The sequence below is a fragment of the Xylanimonas sp. McL0601 genome (assembly GCF_049852175.1).
Classification (GTDB): domain Bacteria; phylum Actinomycetota; class Actinomycetes; order Actinomycetales; family Cellulomonadaceae; genus Xylanimonas.
Map to the genome: position 1 here is coordinate 3223740 of NZ_CP187527.1, position 14803 is coordinate 3238542.

13 protein-coding genes are annotated in these 14803 nt (G+C 74.0%); 7 read left to right on the forward strand and 6 right to left on the reverse strand.

Annotated elements, in window-relative coordinates; translation table 11 throughout:
* Position 1: 1 nt before the first annotated feature.
* Positions 2-1033 carry a 4-hydroxy-3-methylbut-2-enyl diphosphate reductase gene (locus ACO4JP_RS14970; RefSeq protein WP_425954773.1) on the reverse strand — a complete coding sequence of 344 codons (1032 nt, stop codon included), beginning with the start codon at positions 1031-1033 and terminating at the stop codon, positions 2-4.
* Between the two features lie 54 nt (positions 1034-1087).
* On the opposite strand from ACO4JP_RS14970, the gene xseA reads away from it, so the two are divergent.
* The 3 genes from xseA to ACO4JP_RS14985 are packed head-to-tail and all read left to right on the forward strand — an operon-like array spanning position 1088 to position 3487.
* Positions 1088-2329 carry an exodeoxyribonuclease VII large subunit gene (xseA, locus tag ACO4JP_RS14975; RefSeq protein ID WP_425954774.1) on the forward strand — a complete coding sequence of 414 codons (1242 nt, stop codon included), beginning with the start codon at positions 1088-1090 and terminating at the stop codon, positions 2327-2329.
* Positions 2330-2366: 37 nt separating this feature from the next.
* Positions 2367-2714 (forward strand): ferredoxin, encoded by a 348-nt coding sequence (gene fdxA / locus ACO4JP_RS14980; protein WP_425954775.1) that lies wholly within the window; start codon positions 2367-2369, stop codon positions 2712-2714.
* On the forward strand, positions 2711-3487 hold the full coding sequence (locus tag ACO4JP_RS14985) for a helix-turn-helix transcriptional regulator (protein ID WP_425954776.1): 777 nt from the start codon (positions 2711-2713) through the stop codon (positions 3485-3487). Before fdxA ends, ACO4JP_RS14985 begins: the two co-directional genes overlap by 4 nt.
* Positions 3488-3512: 25 nt before the next feature.
* Here the strand turns inward: ACO4JP_RS14985 and ACO4JP_RS14990 are convergent, their stop codons facing one another.
* Together ACO4JP_RS14990 and ACO4JP_RS14995 are read right to left on the reverse strand one after the other, a co-directional pair.
* Positions 3513-5132, reverse strand: a complete 1620-nt coding sequence (locus ACO4JP_RS14990) for an ABC-F family ATP-binding cassette domain-containing protein (RefSeq protein WP_425954777.1) — start codon at positions 5130-5132, stop codon at positions 3513-3515.
* A gap of 55 nt (positions 5133-5187) precedes the next feature.
* On the reverse strand, positions 5188-6747 hold the full coding sequence (locus ACO4JP_RS14995; protein WP_425954778.1) for a glycoside hydrolase family 43 protein: 1560 nt from the start codon (positions 6745-6747) through the stop codon (positions 5188-5190).
* 116 nt (positions 6748-6863) lie between these two features.
* Here ACO4JP_RS14995 and ACO4JP_RS15000 point away from each other — a divergent pair, with 116 nt between their 5' ends.
* Positions 6864-8453, forward strand: coding sequence for an aspartate:alanine exchanger family transporter (locus ACO4JP_RS15000; protein WP_425954779.1), 1590 nt, complete (start codon positions 6864-6866; stop codon positions 8451-8453).
* A gap of 48 nt (positions 8454-8501) precedes the next feature.
* On the opposite strand, the gene ACO4JP_RS15005 is transcribed toward ACO4JP_RS15000, so the two are convergent.
* Positions 8502-10064, reverse strand: a complete 1563-nt coding sequence (locus ACO4JP_RS15005) for a hypothetical protein (RefSeq protein WP_425954780.1) — start codon at positions 10062-10064, stop codon at positions 8502-8504.
* Positions 10061-11227, reverse strand: coding sequence for a TIR domain-containing protein (locus ACO4JP_RS15010; RefSeq protein WP_425954781.1), 1167 nt, complete (start codon positions 11225-11227; stop codon positions 10061-10063). Before ACO4JP_RS15010 ends, ACO4JP_RS15005 begins: the two co-directional genes overlap by 4 nt.
* Before the next feature lie 204 nt (positions 11228-11431).
* Between ACO4JP_RS15010 and ACO4JP_RS15015 the strand changes: the two genes are divergently transcribed.
* Genes ACO4JP_RS15015 through ACO4JP_RS15025 form a run of 3 tightly spaced genes read left to right on the forward strand, consistent with a single transcriptional unit; the run spans position 11432 to position 13934 of the window.
* Positions 11432-11722 (forward strand): exodeoxyribonuclease VII small subunit, encoded by a 291-nt coding sequence (locus tag ACO4JP_RS15015; RefSeq protein ID WP_425954782.1) that lies wholly within the window; start codon positions 11432-11434, stop codon positions 11720-11722.
* A gap of 20 nt (positions 11723-11742) precedes the next feature.
* Positions 11743-12456 (forward strand): carbonic anhydrase, encoded by a 714-nt coding sequence (locus tag ACO4JP_RS15020; protein ID WP_425957127.1) that lies wholly within the window; start codon positions 11743-11745, stop codon positions 12454-12456.
* Positions 12457-12500: 44 nt separating this feature from the next.
* Positions 12501-13934 carry a class II fumarate hydratase gene (locus ACO4JP_RS15025; protein ID WP_425954783.1) on the forward strand — a complete coding sequence of 478 codons (1434 nt, stop codon included), beginning with the start codon at positions 12501-12503 and terminating at the stop codon, positions 13932-13934.
* A gap of 39 nt (positions 13935-13973) precedes the next feature.
* Here ACO4JP_RS15025 and ACO4JP_RS15030 read toward each other — a convergent pair whose 3' ends face one another.
* Complete coding sequence (locus ACO4JP_RS15030) at positions 13974-14774, reverse strand: IclR family transcriptional regulator domain-containing protein (protein WP_425954784.1); 801 nt, start codon at positions 14772-14774, stop codon at positions 13974-13976.
* Between the last annotated feature and the right edge of the window lie 29 nt (positions 14775-14803).

Below are 14803 nucleotides of genomic sequence, written 5' to 3' on the forward strand. Positions count from 1 at the left end.
CTCAGACCTCGGCGACCGGCAGGGCCGTGCGGTTCTCCCGGCGCGGACGCTTGTCGTCCTGGCCGGCGGCCTTGAGCCCGGCGCGCAGCTCGCGCGGCAGCGAGAACATGAGCTCCTCGGTCGCGGTGCGCACCTCCTCGACCTCACCGAACCCGTGCTTGCCGAGGTGCGCGATCACGTCCTGGACGAGGATCTCGGGCACCGACGCGCCGGACGACACGCCCACCGTCGTCGCACCCTCGAGCCATGCGTCCTCGATCTCGGCGGCCCGGTCCACGCGGTACGCCGAGCCTGCGCCGGCCTGCAGCGCGACCTCGACGAGCCGCACCGAGTTCGAGGAGTTCGCCGAGCCCACGACGATGACGACGTCGGAGTCCGGCGCGAGCTTCTTGACGGCCACCTGGCGGTTCTGGGTGGCGTAGCAGATGTCGTCGCTCGGCGGGTCCTGCAGCGAGGGGAACCGCTCGCGCAGGCGCCGCACGGTCTCCATGGTCTCGTCGACCGACAGCGTGGTCTGCGAGATCCACACGACCTTGGCCGGGTCTCGCACGACCACCTGGTCCACCTCGGCGGGCGAGTTGACCACCTGGACGTGGTCGGGCGCCTCGCCGGCGGTGCCCTCGACCTCCTCGTGGCCGGTGTGGCCGATGAGCAGGATGTCGTAGTCGTCGTTCGCGAACCGCACGGCCTCCTTGTGCACCTTCGTCACGAGGGGGCAGGTCGCGTCGATGGTCGCGAGGCTGCGCGCGGCTGCGGCGTCGCGCACCGCGGGCGAGACGCCGTGCGCGGAGAACACGAGGCGGGCGCCCTCGGGCACCTCGTCGGTGTCGTTGACGAAGACGGCGCCGCGCTCGCGCAGCGTCTCGACGACGTGCTTGTTGTGCACGATCTCCTTGCGCACGTACACCGGGGCGCCGTAGGTCTCCAGCGCCTTCTCGACGGCGACGACGGCACGGTCGACGCCGGCGCAGTAGCCGCGGGGGGCGGCCAGCAGCACGCGCTTGGTGGGGGTCTCGGTGGCAGCAACGGTCACGCGGCCAGTCTAGGTGCGCACATGTGAAGACCCCGTGCCCCATCTGTCAGAGCCATGCGGCACGCTGGGCCCGTGAGCACAGCACCCGTCGCCGCACCCCTCACCACCCCCGAGGCACCCTGGTCGGTCGCCGTCGTGTCCGAGAAGGTACGCGGCTGGATCGCCCGCCTCGGCGACGTCTGGGTCGAGGGCCAGGTGGTCCAGTTCCGCGAGCGCCCCGGCGCCTGGATGCAGTACCTGACGCTGCGCGACGTCGACGAGAAGGTCTCCGTCACCGTCTCCGTGCTCACGTCGGTGCTGCAGGCGAGCACCGCGACCGTCGAGGAGGGGGCGCGCGTCGTCGTGCACGCCAAGCCCGACTTCTACAAGGGCAACGGCTCGTTCTCGCTGCGGGCGGCGGAGATCCGCCCGGTCGGCATCGGCGAGCTGCTCGCGCGCATCGAGCACCTGCGGCGCGTGCTGGCGGCCGAGGGTCTGTTCGACGAGGCCCGCAAGGTCCCGCTGCCGTTCCTGCCGCGGGTGGTCGGCCTGGTGACGGGTCGCAACTCGGACGCGAAGCACGACGTCATGAAGAACGCCCAGGCCCGCTGGCCGCAGGTGCGCTTCGAGGTCCGCGAGGTCGCGGTCCAGGGGGCCAGCGCGGTCCGCGAGGTCCGGGGGGCGATCGCCGAGCTCGACGCGCTGCCGCAGGTCGAGGTCATCGTCGTCGCGCGCGGCGGCGGCGCGCTCGAGGACCTGCTGCCGTTCAGCGACGAGGGTCTGGTGCGCGCGGCGGCCCAGTGCCGCACCCCGCTGGTCTCCGCCATCGGCCACGAGCAGGACTCCCCGCTGCTCGACCTCGTCGCCGACCTGCGCGCGTCGACCCCCACGGATGCCGCGAAGCGCATCGTGCCCGACGTCGCCGAGGAGCGCCGCCGCCTCGAGCAGGCGTGCCGCACCCTGCGACACGCCTTGCGCGCCCGCCTCGACCGCGAGCAGCACGGGCTCGACGGCGTACGCTCGCGCCCGGTGCTCGCACGCCCGTTGTCGATGGTCGAGAGCCGCGAGCGGGACGTCGCGCACACTCTGATCCACGCGCGGCACCTGCTCAACGCCGCGCTGCTGCAAGCGTCCGGCGAGGTCGGGCGGCTCGCCGCCCAGGTGCGCACGATGTCTCCGGCGTCGACGCTGGAGCGCGGCTACGCCGTCGTGCAGCGCGCGGACGGGCACGTGGTCCGCGAGCCCGACGACGCCGCCACCGGCACGCACGTGCGGCTGCGCCTCGCGCGGGGCGAGCTGGGCGCGACGATCGACTGACGCTTTACTCCAAGGTGAGTCTGGATAAACTCCCGCCATGACCTACGTCATCGGCAAGCCCTGTGTCGACGTGAAGGACAAGTCGTGCGTCGACGAGTGCCCTGTGGACTGCATCTACGAGGGCAACCGAACGCTCTACATCCACCCCGACGAGTGCGTCGACTGCGGCGCCTGCGAGCCGGTGTGCCCGGTCGAGGCGATCTACTACGAGGACGACCTCCCGGACGACCTCAAGGTCTACCTCCGCGACAACGCGGCGTTCTTCGCCACCACCCTGCCCGGCCGCGACGCCCCGCTCGACTCCCCCGGCGGCGCCGCCCGCCTCGGGCCCGTCGACTCGGACACGCCGCTGGTCGCCGGTCTGCCGCCGCAAGGGCCCACGTGACGGCTGGGGCGCCCGAGCGCGCGACCACAGGCCGGCGGCACGAGGTGCTCGCCGCCCTGCGCGACGCGCGCTCGCCCCTCACGGTCGGCCAGCTCGCCGACCGGCTCGCCGTGCACCCCAACACCGTGCGGTTCCACCTCGCCGCGCTGGTCGAGGCCGGGCAGGCCGTGCGCACGACGTCGCTGAGCAGCGCCGCGACCGCGGCGCCCGGCTCGGAGCCACGGGCGGGCGCACCCGGCACGCCCGAGCCTCTGGGCCGCCCGCCCGTGCGCTACACCGCCGCGCCCGGCATGGACCCGCGCGGCGAGCGGCGCTACGACATGCTCGCCGCCGTGCTGGCAACCGAGCTCGAGCACGCGCCCGACGCCGCCGCCCGCGCCGAGCGTGCCGGGCGCGCGTGGGGCGCGCAGCAGGCGCGGCACCAGGCGCGGCACCAGGCGCCCGAGGGCGACCGGCCGCGGAACGCGCCGCCGTCGGACGACGACGCGACCACGCAGCTCATGACGCTGCTGGCCGAGCTCGGGTTCGCCCCGGACGGCCGCGAGCACGACGGCACGCCGACGGCCGTCGAGAGTCGACCCGCGGCCGTCGGCCTGCGGAGCTGCCCGTTCCTCGAGCTCGCCACGACGAGCCCGGTCGTGTGCCCGGTGCACCTCGGCCTGATGCGCGGCGCGCTCGACGCGTGGGACTCGACGCTCACGGTCGAGCGGCTCCAGCCGTTCGCCGAGCCGGACCTGTGTCTCGCGCACCTGGGCAAGGCCCCGGGCGGCTGATCCGCCGCCGGGCAGGCCCGCGGCCTCACCGCGCCCGTTCGACCCGGCGCTCGTCCCACACGGGCTCGGCCGCCTCGCGCACCACGCCGTCGGACCCGAACACCAGGAACCGGTCGAAGGACCGCGCGAACCACCTGTCGTGCGTCACCGCGAGCACCGTCCCGGCGAACGCCTCGAGCCCCTCCTGGAGCGCCTCGGCGGAGTCGAGGTCGAGGTTGTCGGTGGGCTCGTCCAGCAGCAGCGCGGTGCAGCCGCTCAGCTCGAGCAGCAGGATCTGGAACCGCGCCTGCTGCCCGCCCGAGAGCTTCTCGAACGGCCGGTCGGCCGCGACGGTGAGCTCGTAGCGGCGCAGCGCGGGCATGGCGCGGCCCTTGTCCTGCGCGTGGTCCTCCCACAGGATCTCGAGCAGCGTTCGCCCGAACAGCTCGGGGTGGGCGTGCGTCTGCGCGAACAGCCCAGGCACCACGCGCGCGCCGAGGCGCCAGGTCCCCGTGTGCGCCACGGAGCCCCCGCCCAGCAGCCGCAGGAAGTGCGACTTTCCCGACCCGTTCGAGCCCAGCACGGCGACGCGCTCGCCGTAGAACACCTCGAGGTCGAACGGCTTCATGAGCCCGGTGAGCTCGAGCCCCTCGCAGGTCACGGCGCGCAGCCCCGTGCGCCCGCCGTGCAGCCGCATCGTGATCTCCTGGTCCCGCGGGGGCTCCGGGGGCGGCCCCGCCTCCTCGAACTTCCGCAACCTGGTCTGCGCCGCACGGTAGCGGGAGGCCATCGCGTCGCTGTTCGCCGCGGCCTGCCGCAGGTCGCGCACCAGCCGGACGAGCTGCTCGTGCTTCTCGTCCCAGCGTCGCCGCAGCTCCTCGAAGCGCGCGAACCGCTCGCGCCGCGCCTCGTGGAACGTGGCGAACGAGCCGCCGTGCACCCAGGCGTCCGCGCCCGACGCCGCCGGCTCGAGCGCGACGATCCGATCGGCCGCGCGGGCCAGCAGCTCGCGGTCGTGGCTGACGAACAGCACGGTCTTGCGGGTCGTTCGCAGCTGCTCCTCGAGCCAGCGCTTGCCCGGGACGTCGAGGTAGTTGTCCGGCTCGTCGAGCAGCAGCACCTCGTCCGGACCGCGCAGCAGCGCCTCGAGCACGAGCCGCTTCTGCTCACCGCCGCTGAGCGTGCGGACCTCGCGCCACTGCGCGCGCTCGAACGGGACGCCGAGCGCCGCCGTCGTGCACTCGTCCCAGAGGGTCTCGGCCTCGTAGCCGCGCGCGTCGGCCCAGTCCGCGAGCGCCTGGGCGTACGCCATCTGCGCGTCGTGGTCGTCCACCTCCATGACGGCCAGCTCCGCCTTGTCGACGGCGCGCGCCGCGTCGCGGATGCGCGGGGGCGCGACGGCGACCAGCAGGTCGCGGATCGTCGTCTCGTCGCGCACCGACCCGACGAACTGCGGCATCACGCCGAGCCCGCCGCTGATGGTGACGGCGCCCGACGACGGCGCGAGCTCGCCGGTGACGAGCCGCAGCAGGGTGGTCTTGCCCGCCCCGTTGGGGCCGACCAGTGCGGTGATGCTGCCCTCGCCGACGCGGAACGAGACGTCGTCCAGCAGCGTGCGCCCGTCGGGCAGCACGTACTCCAGCCGTCCGACCTCGAGATGTCCCATGCGGGCATGGTCCCCGCTGAGAGGGGCGACGGGCAACGCGATTGCGTCCGGGGACCTACTTTTCGGCTGCCGGCAGGTACTCGAAGCGCGGCACGCGCACCTCGGTGGTCGTCGGGCGGCCGTTGCTCGTGCCGTAGATCCCGAGCCACACGCCGGTGAACCCGCCCGCGGCGGTGCTGTCCAGCGTCCGCCCGTCCACCACGGCGAGCCGCTCGGGGTCGCCGTCGCCGACGGCGGCCAGCAGCGCGTAGTCCTGCCCCCGGGCGGAGACCGTCAGCGTGACCGGGCCGTCCGGCACCGCGAGCGCGGCCAGCTCGGTGTCGACCGCGGCGCGACGGTGCACGGCCCGGACGCGGCGGCCGCCGTCGTCGTCCGCGGCGATGGCGAGGCGCACGTGGTCGCGCTCGTTCTGCCGCACGACGAGGCCGGCCTCCTCGCCGGCGGCGAGGGACCCGTCCAGGACACCCCGGACGTCGACGTCGACGTGCTGCTGACGGACGCCGAGGAACGCCGGCGTGACGGGCTCGGTGAGCGTGGCCGGACGCAGCGCGAGCCGCCAGCCGTCGCCGTCGGGCGTCGCGAAGTCCGCGGGGCCGCGCAGCGAGCTCCAGCGCAGGCTCGACGGCGGCACGACGCCGCTCGCCGAGCCCTGCGCCTCGCCCGGCGCGACGCCGTCGGCGAACGGCACCTCGACCTCGGCCGGGACGCGCCCCGCCCCGGGTGCGAAGACGGGCCAGCCGTCCTCCCAGGTCACGGGCACGAGGAACGTCTCCCGGCCGAGGTTGTAGTGGTAGCCGCCGTAGGGGCGCATGCCCAGCAGCACGGCCCACCACGAGCCGTTCACGGCCTGGACGAGGTCGGCGTGCCCGACGCCCGTGACGTCGACGCCGCGGCCCAGGTGCCGGTGGGTGAGGACCGGGTTCGCCTTGTTGCCCTCGTACGGGCCGGTCACGGTGGCGGACCGGGCGACCGACGTCGCGTGGTGGATGTCCGTGCCGCCCTCGGCCGCGAGCAGGTAGTACGTGCCGTCGACCTTGTAGAGGTGGGGCCCCTCGGCCCAGACGGCGCCGAGGACGGCACCCTTCCAGACCACGTGCTCGGGGCCGGTCAGACGCATCGTGCCCCGGTCGAGCTCGCGCAGCCAGACCTCCGTCTGGCCGTCCCACTGCGGCTCGCGCGCCGGGCGGGTGCCGTGCACCCAGACGCGGCCGTCGTCGTCGAAGAACAGGGACGGGTCGATGCCGTCCTCGTCGAGCCAGACCGGGTCCGACCACGGCCCGGCGGGGTCGGTCGCGGTCACCACGAAGTTGCCGCCCGGCGCGCCCTCGGGCGTGCCGACGTGCGTGCAGACCACCCAGAACACGCCGTCGTGGTGGCGGATCGTGGGGGCGAACAGCCCGTGCGAGTACCGCACGCCCTGGTAGTCGAGCTGGTCGGCGCGGTCGATGACGTGCCCCACCTGCTCCCAGCTCACCAGGTCGCGGCTGCGGAACACCGGCAGGCCGGGGAAGTACTCGAACGTCGAGGTGACGAGCCAGTACGTGTCGCCGACCCGGCAGACGGAGGGGTCCGGGTAGCAGCCGGGAAGGATCGGGTTCGGCGTCGTCGTCGTCACGGCGCACAACCTACCGGCACCTTTTCGCGCCAGGCGCGCCGCCGGTGGCGGTCCGCGGCCCTGGGGCGCCGTCCGGCTCCGAGAAGATCGAGGACGACGTCGTGAGAGGCGGCCGCATGCAGTCCGTCCTGGAGTTCCTTTCCGCCCAGCCGCTCGTGTTCGCGTTCGCGCTGATCGCCCTCGGCACCGCCCTCGGCCGGGTCCGGGTCCGGGGCATCGGGCTGGGGCCCGCGGCCGTGCTGTTCGCGGCGCTGGGCGTCTCGGCGCTGGCGGACGCGCACGGCACGCCCGTCGTGGTGCCGCCGCTCCTCGGCATGTTCGGGCTGATGCTCTTCACGTTCACCATCGGCGTCGCGAGCGGGTCGGTCTTCTTCCACAACGTCCGCACGAGCTGGCGCCTGATTCTGACCGCCGTCGGCCTCCTGGTCGTCGTCGCGACCGGTGGTCTGCTGCTCGGCACGGCGCTGGGGCTGCCGCGCGCAGTGATCGCCGGGACCTTCGCCGGCGCGCTCAACAACACGCCCGCCCTCGGCGCCGCCGTCGAGGCCTCGGGCAGCGCCGCCCCCACCATCGGGTACTCGGTCGCCTACCTGTTCGGGGCCATCGCCCCGCTGCTCCTGGTCGGCCGGGCGCTCGGCCGCCGCGCCGGCGACAAGGACGCGCCCGTCCCCGTGGTGACCGTGCCCATCCGGGTGGAGCACACCCGGGGTTTCTGCACGCTCGGCGACGTCATCGAGCACTACGCGGAGCGGGTCACGTTCTCGCGCGTGCGCCACAACGAGGACGGCCCCGTCGAGACGGCGATGGTCGACGACCCGCTGCGCGTCGGCGACGTGCTGGTCATCGACGGTCCCGTCGACCTCGTCGAGCAGGTCACCGAGCGGCTCGGGCACGTCTCCACCCACCACATCGAGGCGGAGTCGCTCCGGCTCGCGATGCGGCGCATCACCGTCTCCAACCCGAGCCTCGTCGGGATGCCGCTCGCCGACCTCAGGCTGGCGTCGAGGTATCAGGCGGCCGTGACCCGCCTGCGGCGGGGTGACGTCGACCGGGTCGCGGCGCCCGAGAACGTCCTGCAGATGGGCGACAGGATCCGGGTCATCTGCCCGGCGGACACGATGGACGACATCACCGCCTACCTGGGCGACTCCTCCCGCGGGTACTCCGAGCTGAACCCGCTCGCCCTGGCGAGCGGCCTGGCGATCGGCGCGCTCGTCGGCCTGTACGTGCTGCCCGGGGTCCACCTGTCCCTGGGCATCGCGGCGGGCTGCCTGCTGACGGGCCTCGTGTTCGGTCGCATCGGGCGCGTCGGGCGCGTCGTGCTGGGCATGCCCGGGTCGGCGGCCCAGGCACTGACCGACCTCGGGCTGCTGCTCTTCCTCGTGCAGGCGGGCAACACCGCGGGCGTGCAGATCGGGGACGCCTTCGCCTCGGGCGCGTGGCTCCCGATCCTGGTGCTCGGGATCTTCTTCACCACGGCCCTCGTCGGGTCGGCCTCCGTCGTGCTCCGCCGGCTGTTCGACGTCGGCGGGACGAAGACGGCGGGCATGCTCGCGGCGGTCCAGACGCAGCCCGCGCTGCTGGCGTTCTCGAACGGGATGACGGGCAACGACCCCCGGGTCGCGATGGGGTACACGCTGATCTATCCCGCGATGATGATCGCGAAGATCCTGGTCGCGATCCTGCTCGTCGGAGCTGCACCGTGAGAGCCCGGTGCGTGCCGCTGCCGGAGCGTCTCTGACGCCGCCCGAGGGTCAGACGTGCAGCTCGACGTCGTGGAACACCATGTCGTCGTACCAGCCCCGGTTCTCCTGGGCGAGGTGGCTCGCGACCGCCCGGCACACGGTCCGCAGGTCCTCGTCGCACGTCACGGCCGTGAGGCGGTCGCGCAAGACGGTCAGCGCCACCGCGGACTGCCGGGCCCGGTTGGCGTTGCGCTGGTAGTCACGCTGGGCGCGCAGGCCACCGAGCGCCGCACCCACGGCCGGGAGGCTGATGGAGAACAGCGCGACGACGTTGGTCCCGGCCTCCACGTGCGCCCAGTCGAGCCAGAAGTGCAGCGCGGCGGCGGTCAGCGTCGCGGCGAACAGCGCCGAGATACCCGCCGACAGGCGGCGCTCGTGGGCCTCCAGCCTGCCGGCCGCGCGCGCCTGGTACTGCAGCTGGTCGACCACCCAGCCGTCGGCCACGAGCGCGCGCAGAGGCTCCAGCCCCACGGCCGGCCCGCCGCGGGGACGCGCGATCCAGATCTCCTCATATGCGCGCGGCACCCACCGTTCCGAACGCTTGAGCGCCGGTGCGGCCAGCGAGTCGTCGCCGTGCGTCAGCGCGAGGAAGAGCGCGCTCCGGCACGCCTCCGCCAGGGCGCGGTACCCGAGCCACCGGCCGTGCAGCTCCTCGCGGCGCGCGACCACCAGCAGCGCGAGCAGCGCCACCATGACGAGCGCCTCCGCGAGCACCAGCCAGACCTGGTCCCGCAGCAGGAGCACCTGGAGCGCGCCCAGCACGACCGCCAGCGCGGAGCCGAAGAACAGCGCGCTGCTGCCAAGGTTGTACAGCCGCTGGTAGTGGCCGGCGAGCAGGTCCGCGCGCGCGTACGGGCGGGCGATCCACCGCAGGGGCTCCTCGAGCGCTCCGTCGGGGAGGCCCGCCTCACCGGCCGCGCCCGTGACCATGGCCAGCCAGCCCTCGGGCGTGACTGCCCGCTCGCGGTTGAGCCGGTCCACGCTCCGGAACGGCGCGACGTCGAGGCGCCGCCCGTCCGGCCGCACGTCCCACGTGCCGGGCACCACCCGGAACACGGCCGGCCCGTGCGCGGCCTGCCGGGCGATCCCGACGACGTTCGCCGTGCCGCCCGGGCCCCTCGCCGCCCGGCCGTCCCACACCGCGACCAGGACGTCGCAGCGTTCGACCACCCGCTGCCCGGCCACGAGGTAGGCGGTCTCGCGGTCGTGCAGCGGCTCGGCACCCCGGACGATCGCCGCGCGGGCCAGCAGCTCGTCGAACTCGGTGCGGGACTCGCCCGTGACGAAGTCGCTCCGGTAGTCGTCGACCGGCATGGGCAGCGTGACCTCGAGAACGGCTCCGGGCTCCTCGAGGATGGTCCGCGACACCACGCGGTCGGCGCCCTCCGCGAGCGCGGACACGACCCCGAGCCGGACCTCGGTCACGCCCTGGGCGCGGAGCGTCTGGCGGCACGCGGCGACGACGGCGCGGACGGCTGCGCGCAGGCCGGGCTCGTCCGCGACCGTCCGGTGGCCGGTGACGCCGACCCACAGCCGGATCGGGACGGCGTCGTCCAGCGCGCGCCCGTTCACGCCGTCACGCCGCCGAGGAGGAGCCCTGCCGACAGGGGCAGGTCGCTGAACGAGTAGCCCTGCGACAGGGCGTAGCCCACGGCGCCGACGGCGTAGACCCACACGCAGAAGATCACCAGGAAGGCGATCCAGTACCGTGCCGCCGACCGGCCGACCTGGTGCGCGTTCGACGAGTGGATCGCCGCCGGGATCACTCCGAAGATCCCGAAGAAGAGCGTGATCCACACGGTCGTCGCGACGGACGGGACGGCGGGCTTACGCACTCTCGGCGCGCTCACCGCGGCGCTCGGCTGGGTGTTCGCTTGGGGGTTCGGCGTGAGGTTCGGCGTGAGGTTCGGCCGGGGCTTCGGCACCGAGCCCGTCCCCGTCGCCGTCCCGGGACGGCGCGGGCCGGTCGCCCTCTCGCTCGGCCGGGGGGTTGGCGGGCGGTTCGACTGCGGCTTCGGCGGGGAGCCCGGCCCGCTCGCCTGCTGCGTGCGAGCAGTGCCTGGCGCCGGCCCGGACCGCGGTGCGCTCCGCCCGTCCCGCCGGACGAGGTCGTCGATCCGGGTCTGGACGGCGACCGTCACGTCGGGGCGGTCGCGCAGCTCGGTCAGCACGGAGAACAGCCGCTGCCGCGCGACGGGATCGGACTCGTCCCCCAGCCGGGTGGCGATGCGCTCGAACGCGGCCGCCTGCTCAGCGGCCGACAGCGCCCGCACCCGGACGCTCTCGCCGAGGTCCCGGATGTACGACATCGGGGCGGGCGGACGGAACGCCGCCCCCTGCGGGCGGAGCTTCGGCGACACCGCGGCGTTCTGCAGCGCGGCGGTCAGGGCGATGTGCGAGTCGACGTCGCCCGCGGCGTACTGGACGTAGTGCTGGCTGCCGTAGGCACGCGTCGACAGGTCGACGTCGTCCAGCCGGACCAGGACGACCGGCACCCCGCGCGCCACCGCGTAGTCGTGCTCGTCGGCGCATGCCCGCGACACGACCGAGGAGGTGGACAGCGCCAGAAGGAAGACGTCGGCGGTCTCGATCTCGTCGAGGATCCGTTCCCACCACTGCTCACCGCCGAAGAGCTCGTGGTCGAACCAGACCGTGAACCCCGACCTGTCCAGGCGCTTGGCCATGATGTCGACGAGCTCACCGTCGACGCTCGAGTGGCTGACGAACACGCGCATGGCCGGCTCCGTTCCCGACGACGCCCGGAGACGGCCTGGGGCGGTGGTGATCCGATCGCCGTGAAACGCGACGGTCGTCCTGCGGACCTCGCCTGCCCGTAGCGAGTCCGTCGCGCGACGACGTGATACATCGGGGCCGGGCCCGCGGCGGGCGATGCTGGACAGCTCCGCGGTCCTGTCCCACCCGTGGGAGAGACTGTCCCCGTGAGCGCCTCCCCCGCCCCCGACCTGTCCGCCCTCCCCGACCCTGCCGGCCTCGGGTACGAGCAGGCCCGCGACGAGCTCGTCGCCGTCGTGCAGCGACTCGAGGCGGGCGGCGAGCCACTCGAGGTGTCGCTCGCGCTCTGGGAGCGCGGCGAGGCCCTCGCCGCGCGGTGCCAGGAGTGGCTCGACGGCGCCCGCGAGCGCCTCGCCAAGGCGTCCGGCGCCACCCAGCCCGCCTCCACCCGGCCCGCCTCCACCCAGCCCGCCGACGACGAGGAGACGGACGCGTGAACGCCCCTGAGCCCCTGCCGATGACCGGTGCGATCCCGACGATCCCGGCCCCGGCCGACCCGTCGCCCAAGGTCCCCGCGACCCGCACGCCCGCGGACTCGTGGGCCGCCCTCCGTGCCGGCAACGACCGGTTCATCAAGGGCGAGCCGGCGCACCCGTCGCAGAGCGTCGACCGCCGCCGGGAGCTGGCGGAGTCGCAGCACCCGCACACGGTGATCTTCGGCTGCTCGGACTCGCGGGTCGCGGCCGAGATCATCTTCGACCAGGGCCTCGGCGACGTGTTCGTGGTCCGCACCGCCGGGCACGTCGTGGACACCACGGTGATCGGCTCGATCGAGTACGGCACCGAGCTGCTGGGGGCGTCCCTGGTCGTCGTGCTGGGCCACGACTCGTGCGGGGCCATCGCCGCGACCGCGCACACGCTCGCCACGGGCGAGCAGCCGCCGGGCTTCGTGCGCGCCGTCGTGGACCGCGTGATCCCGTCGGTCGCGGGCATCACGGCGGCCGCGCACCGAGCGGGCTCCGACAGGGACGGCGACCTCTACGACCCGGCGACGCTGCGCACCGAGCACGTGCGCCACACGGTCGAGACGCTGCGCGGCTACTCCGCAGCGCTGCGCGAGCGTGTCGAGAAGGGCGAGCTCGCGATCGTCGGCGTGGAGTACGACCTGGCCGAGGGCAACGCCCGGCTGGTCAAGGTGGCGGGCGACGTGGGCGAGGAGCCGCAGGCCTGAGACGCGGTTCCAGGGCACCCGCGGCGGTGAGGCACGATAAGGGCATGACCCATGACATCGCCGTCGACGCCGCCGCGGGCGCCGAGGTAGCCTTCCGCATCGAGCACGACACCATGGGAGAGGTCCGCGTCCCGGCCCGGGCCCTCTACCGTGCGCAGACCCAGCGCGCCGTCGAGAACTTTCCGATCTCCGGCACGCCGCTCGAGCGCGGGCACATCGAGGCGCTGGCCCGCATCAAGAAGGCCGCGGCTCGCGCCAACGCGGAGCTGGGCGTGCTGGAGCAGGACGTCGCGGACGCCATCGTCGCCGCGGCGGACGAGGTCGCGAGCGGCAAGCACGACGAGGACTTCCCGATCGACGTCTACCAGACGGGCTCGGGCACGTCGTCGAACATGAACACCAACGAGGTGCTGGCCACGCTCGCCACGCGTGCGCTGGGCAAGGACGTGCACCCGAACGACCACGTCAACGCCTCGCAGTCCTCCAACGACGTGTTCCCGACGTCGGTGCACGTGGCCGCGACCGCCGGCGTCGTCAAGGACCTGGTGCCGGCGCTCACGCACCTCGCGGACGCGCTGGGCGCCAAGGCGGACGAGTTTGCGACCGTCGTCAAGAGCGGCCGCACGCACCTCATGGACGCCACGCCTGTGACGCTGGGCCAGGAGTTCGGCGGCTACGCGGCGGCGATCCGCTACGGCGTCGAGCGCCTGCAGTCCGCCCTGCCGCGCGCGGCCGAGGTGCCGCTGGGCGGCACCGCCGTCGGCACCGGCATCAACACCCCGGCCGGGTTCCCGCAGCGCGTGATCGCCCTCCTCAAGGAGGACACCGGGCTGCCGCTGACCGAGGCGCGCGACCACTTCGAGGCCCAGTCGGCGCGCGACGGGCTCGTGGAGCTCAGCGGCGCCCTGCGCACCATCGCGGTGAGCCTGACCAAGATCTGCAACGACCTGCGCTGGATGGGCTCGGGCCCCAACACGGGCCTGGGCGAGATCTTCATCCCCGACCTGCAGCCGGGCAGCTCGATCATGCCGGGCAAGGTCAACCCCGTCGTGCCCGAGGCCGTGCTCATGGTGTGCGCGCGCGTGATCGGCAACGACGCGACGGTGGCGTGGGCCGGGGCCAGCGGGAGCTTCGAGCTCAACGTGCAGATCCCGGTCATCGCGCAGGGCGTGCTGGAGTCGATCCGCCTGCTGGCCAACGCGAGCCGCGTGCTCGCGGACAAGACCGTCACGGGCATCACGGCGAACGTCGAGAAGGCGCGCGCCTACGCCGAGTCGTCGCCGTCGATCGTCACGCCGCTCAACCGCGTGATCGGCTACGAGGCCGCCGCGAAGGTCGCCAAGTACTCGGTCAAGGAGGGCATCACGGTCCGCGAGGCCGTGGTCGCGCTCGGGTTCGTGGAGCGCGGCGAGGTCACCGAGGAGGCCTTGGACAAGGCCCTCGACGTCCTGTCGATGACGCGGCCGCCGCAGGCCTGACCCGAGCCTGAAGCGTCCCAAGCCAGACCGACAGCGGCGTCAGCGGGTGCGCTCCACCGGGAGGCCGCCGCGGCGGGACCAGTCCTCCTCGAGCGCCGTCGCCGCTGCGCGCAGCAGCGGGAGGTGGTGGCCCAGCAGGGTCTCCATGGACGTCTCCGAAGCGTGGACCGTGACGTTCATCGTCGCCAGCACCGCGCCCGACAGGTCGTGGACCGGCACCGCGACCGACCGCACGCCCGGCGCGAGCTCCTCGTCCGCAGACGCCCAGCCCTGGTCGCGCACGCCCGCGAGCAGCGCCGACAGCTCGCCGTCGGGCGGCACGGGCGGCGCCGGGACGGCCGAGCGCGACGGTACCGCGAGCGCCGCGCGCGCCTCGGCCGGCGGCAGTCCCGCGAGCAGCACCTTGCCCTGGGACGTGCGCAGCGCGGGGAACCGCGTGCCGATCTCGACGCGCAGCGCGATGAGCTTGGGCACCGCGACCCGCGCGACGTAGACGATGTCGGACCCGTCGAGCTGCGCCATCGACGACGACTCGTGGGTCCGCGCCACGAGGTCCTCCAGGTGGGGCCGCGCGAGGTCCCACAGGCCGAGGGACCCGACGTACGCGGTGCCGAGGTCGAGCACCCGCGGCGTCAGGGAGTACGACCCGCCCGACGCGCGCACGTACCCGAGCTCGGACAGGGTCAGGAGGATGCGGCGGGCCGTCGGCCGCGCCAGGCCGGTGGCCTGCGCCACCTCGCTCAGCGACGCCGCGGGCCGCTCGGCGGAGAAGCTCCGCAGCACGTCGAGCCCGCGCGCGAGCGCCTCGATGAAGTCGGGCCCGCGACCCTCCTGCGCCATGCTGCTCCTCCCCCGGCGGCTCTTGACAC

Bases quoted from the DNA above. Each gene is read 5' to 3' on its own strand.
- ACO4JP_RS14990 (WP_425954777.1), bottom strand. From the start codon at position 5,132: ATGGGACATCTCGAGGTCGGACGGCTGGAGTACGTGCTGCCCGACGGG.
- ACO4JP_RS15010 (WP_425954781.1), bottom strand. From the start codon at position 11,227: ATGCGCGTGTTCGTCAGCCACTCGAGCGTCGACGGTGAGCTCGTCGAC.
- ACO4JP_RS15020 (WP_425957127.1), top strand. From the start codon at position 11,743: ATGACCGGTGCGATCCCGACGATCCCGGCCCCGGCCGACCCGTCGCCC.
- ACO4JP_RS15030 (WP_425954784.1), bottom strand. From the start codon at position 14,774: ATGGCGCAGGAGGGTCGCGGGCCCGACTTCATCGAGGCGCTCGCGCGC.
- fdxA (WP_425954775.1), top strand. From the start codon at position 2,367: ATGACCTACGTCATCGGCAAGCCCTGTGTCGACGTGAAGGACAAGTCG.
- ACO4JP_RS15000 (WP_425954779.1), top strand. From the start codon at position 6,864: ATGCAGTCCGTCCTGGAGTTCCTTTCCGCCCAGCCGCTCGTGTTCGCG.
- ACO4JP_RS15025 (WP_425954783.1), top strand. From the start codon at position 12,501: ATGACCCATGACATCGCCGTCGACGCCGCCGCGGGCGCCGAGGTAGCC.
- xseA (WP_425954774.1), top strand. From the start codon at position 1,088: ATGCGGCACGCTGGGCCCGTGAGCACAGCACCCGTCGCCGCACCCCTC.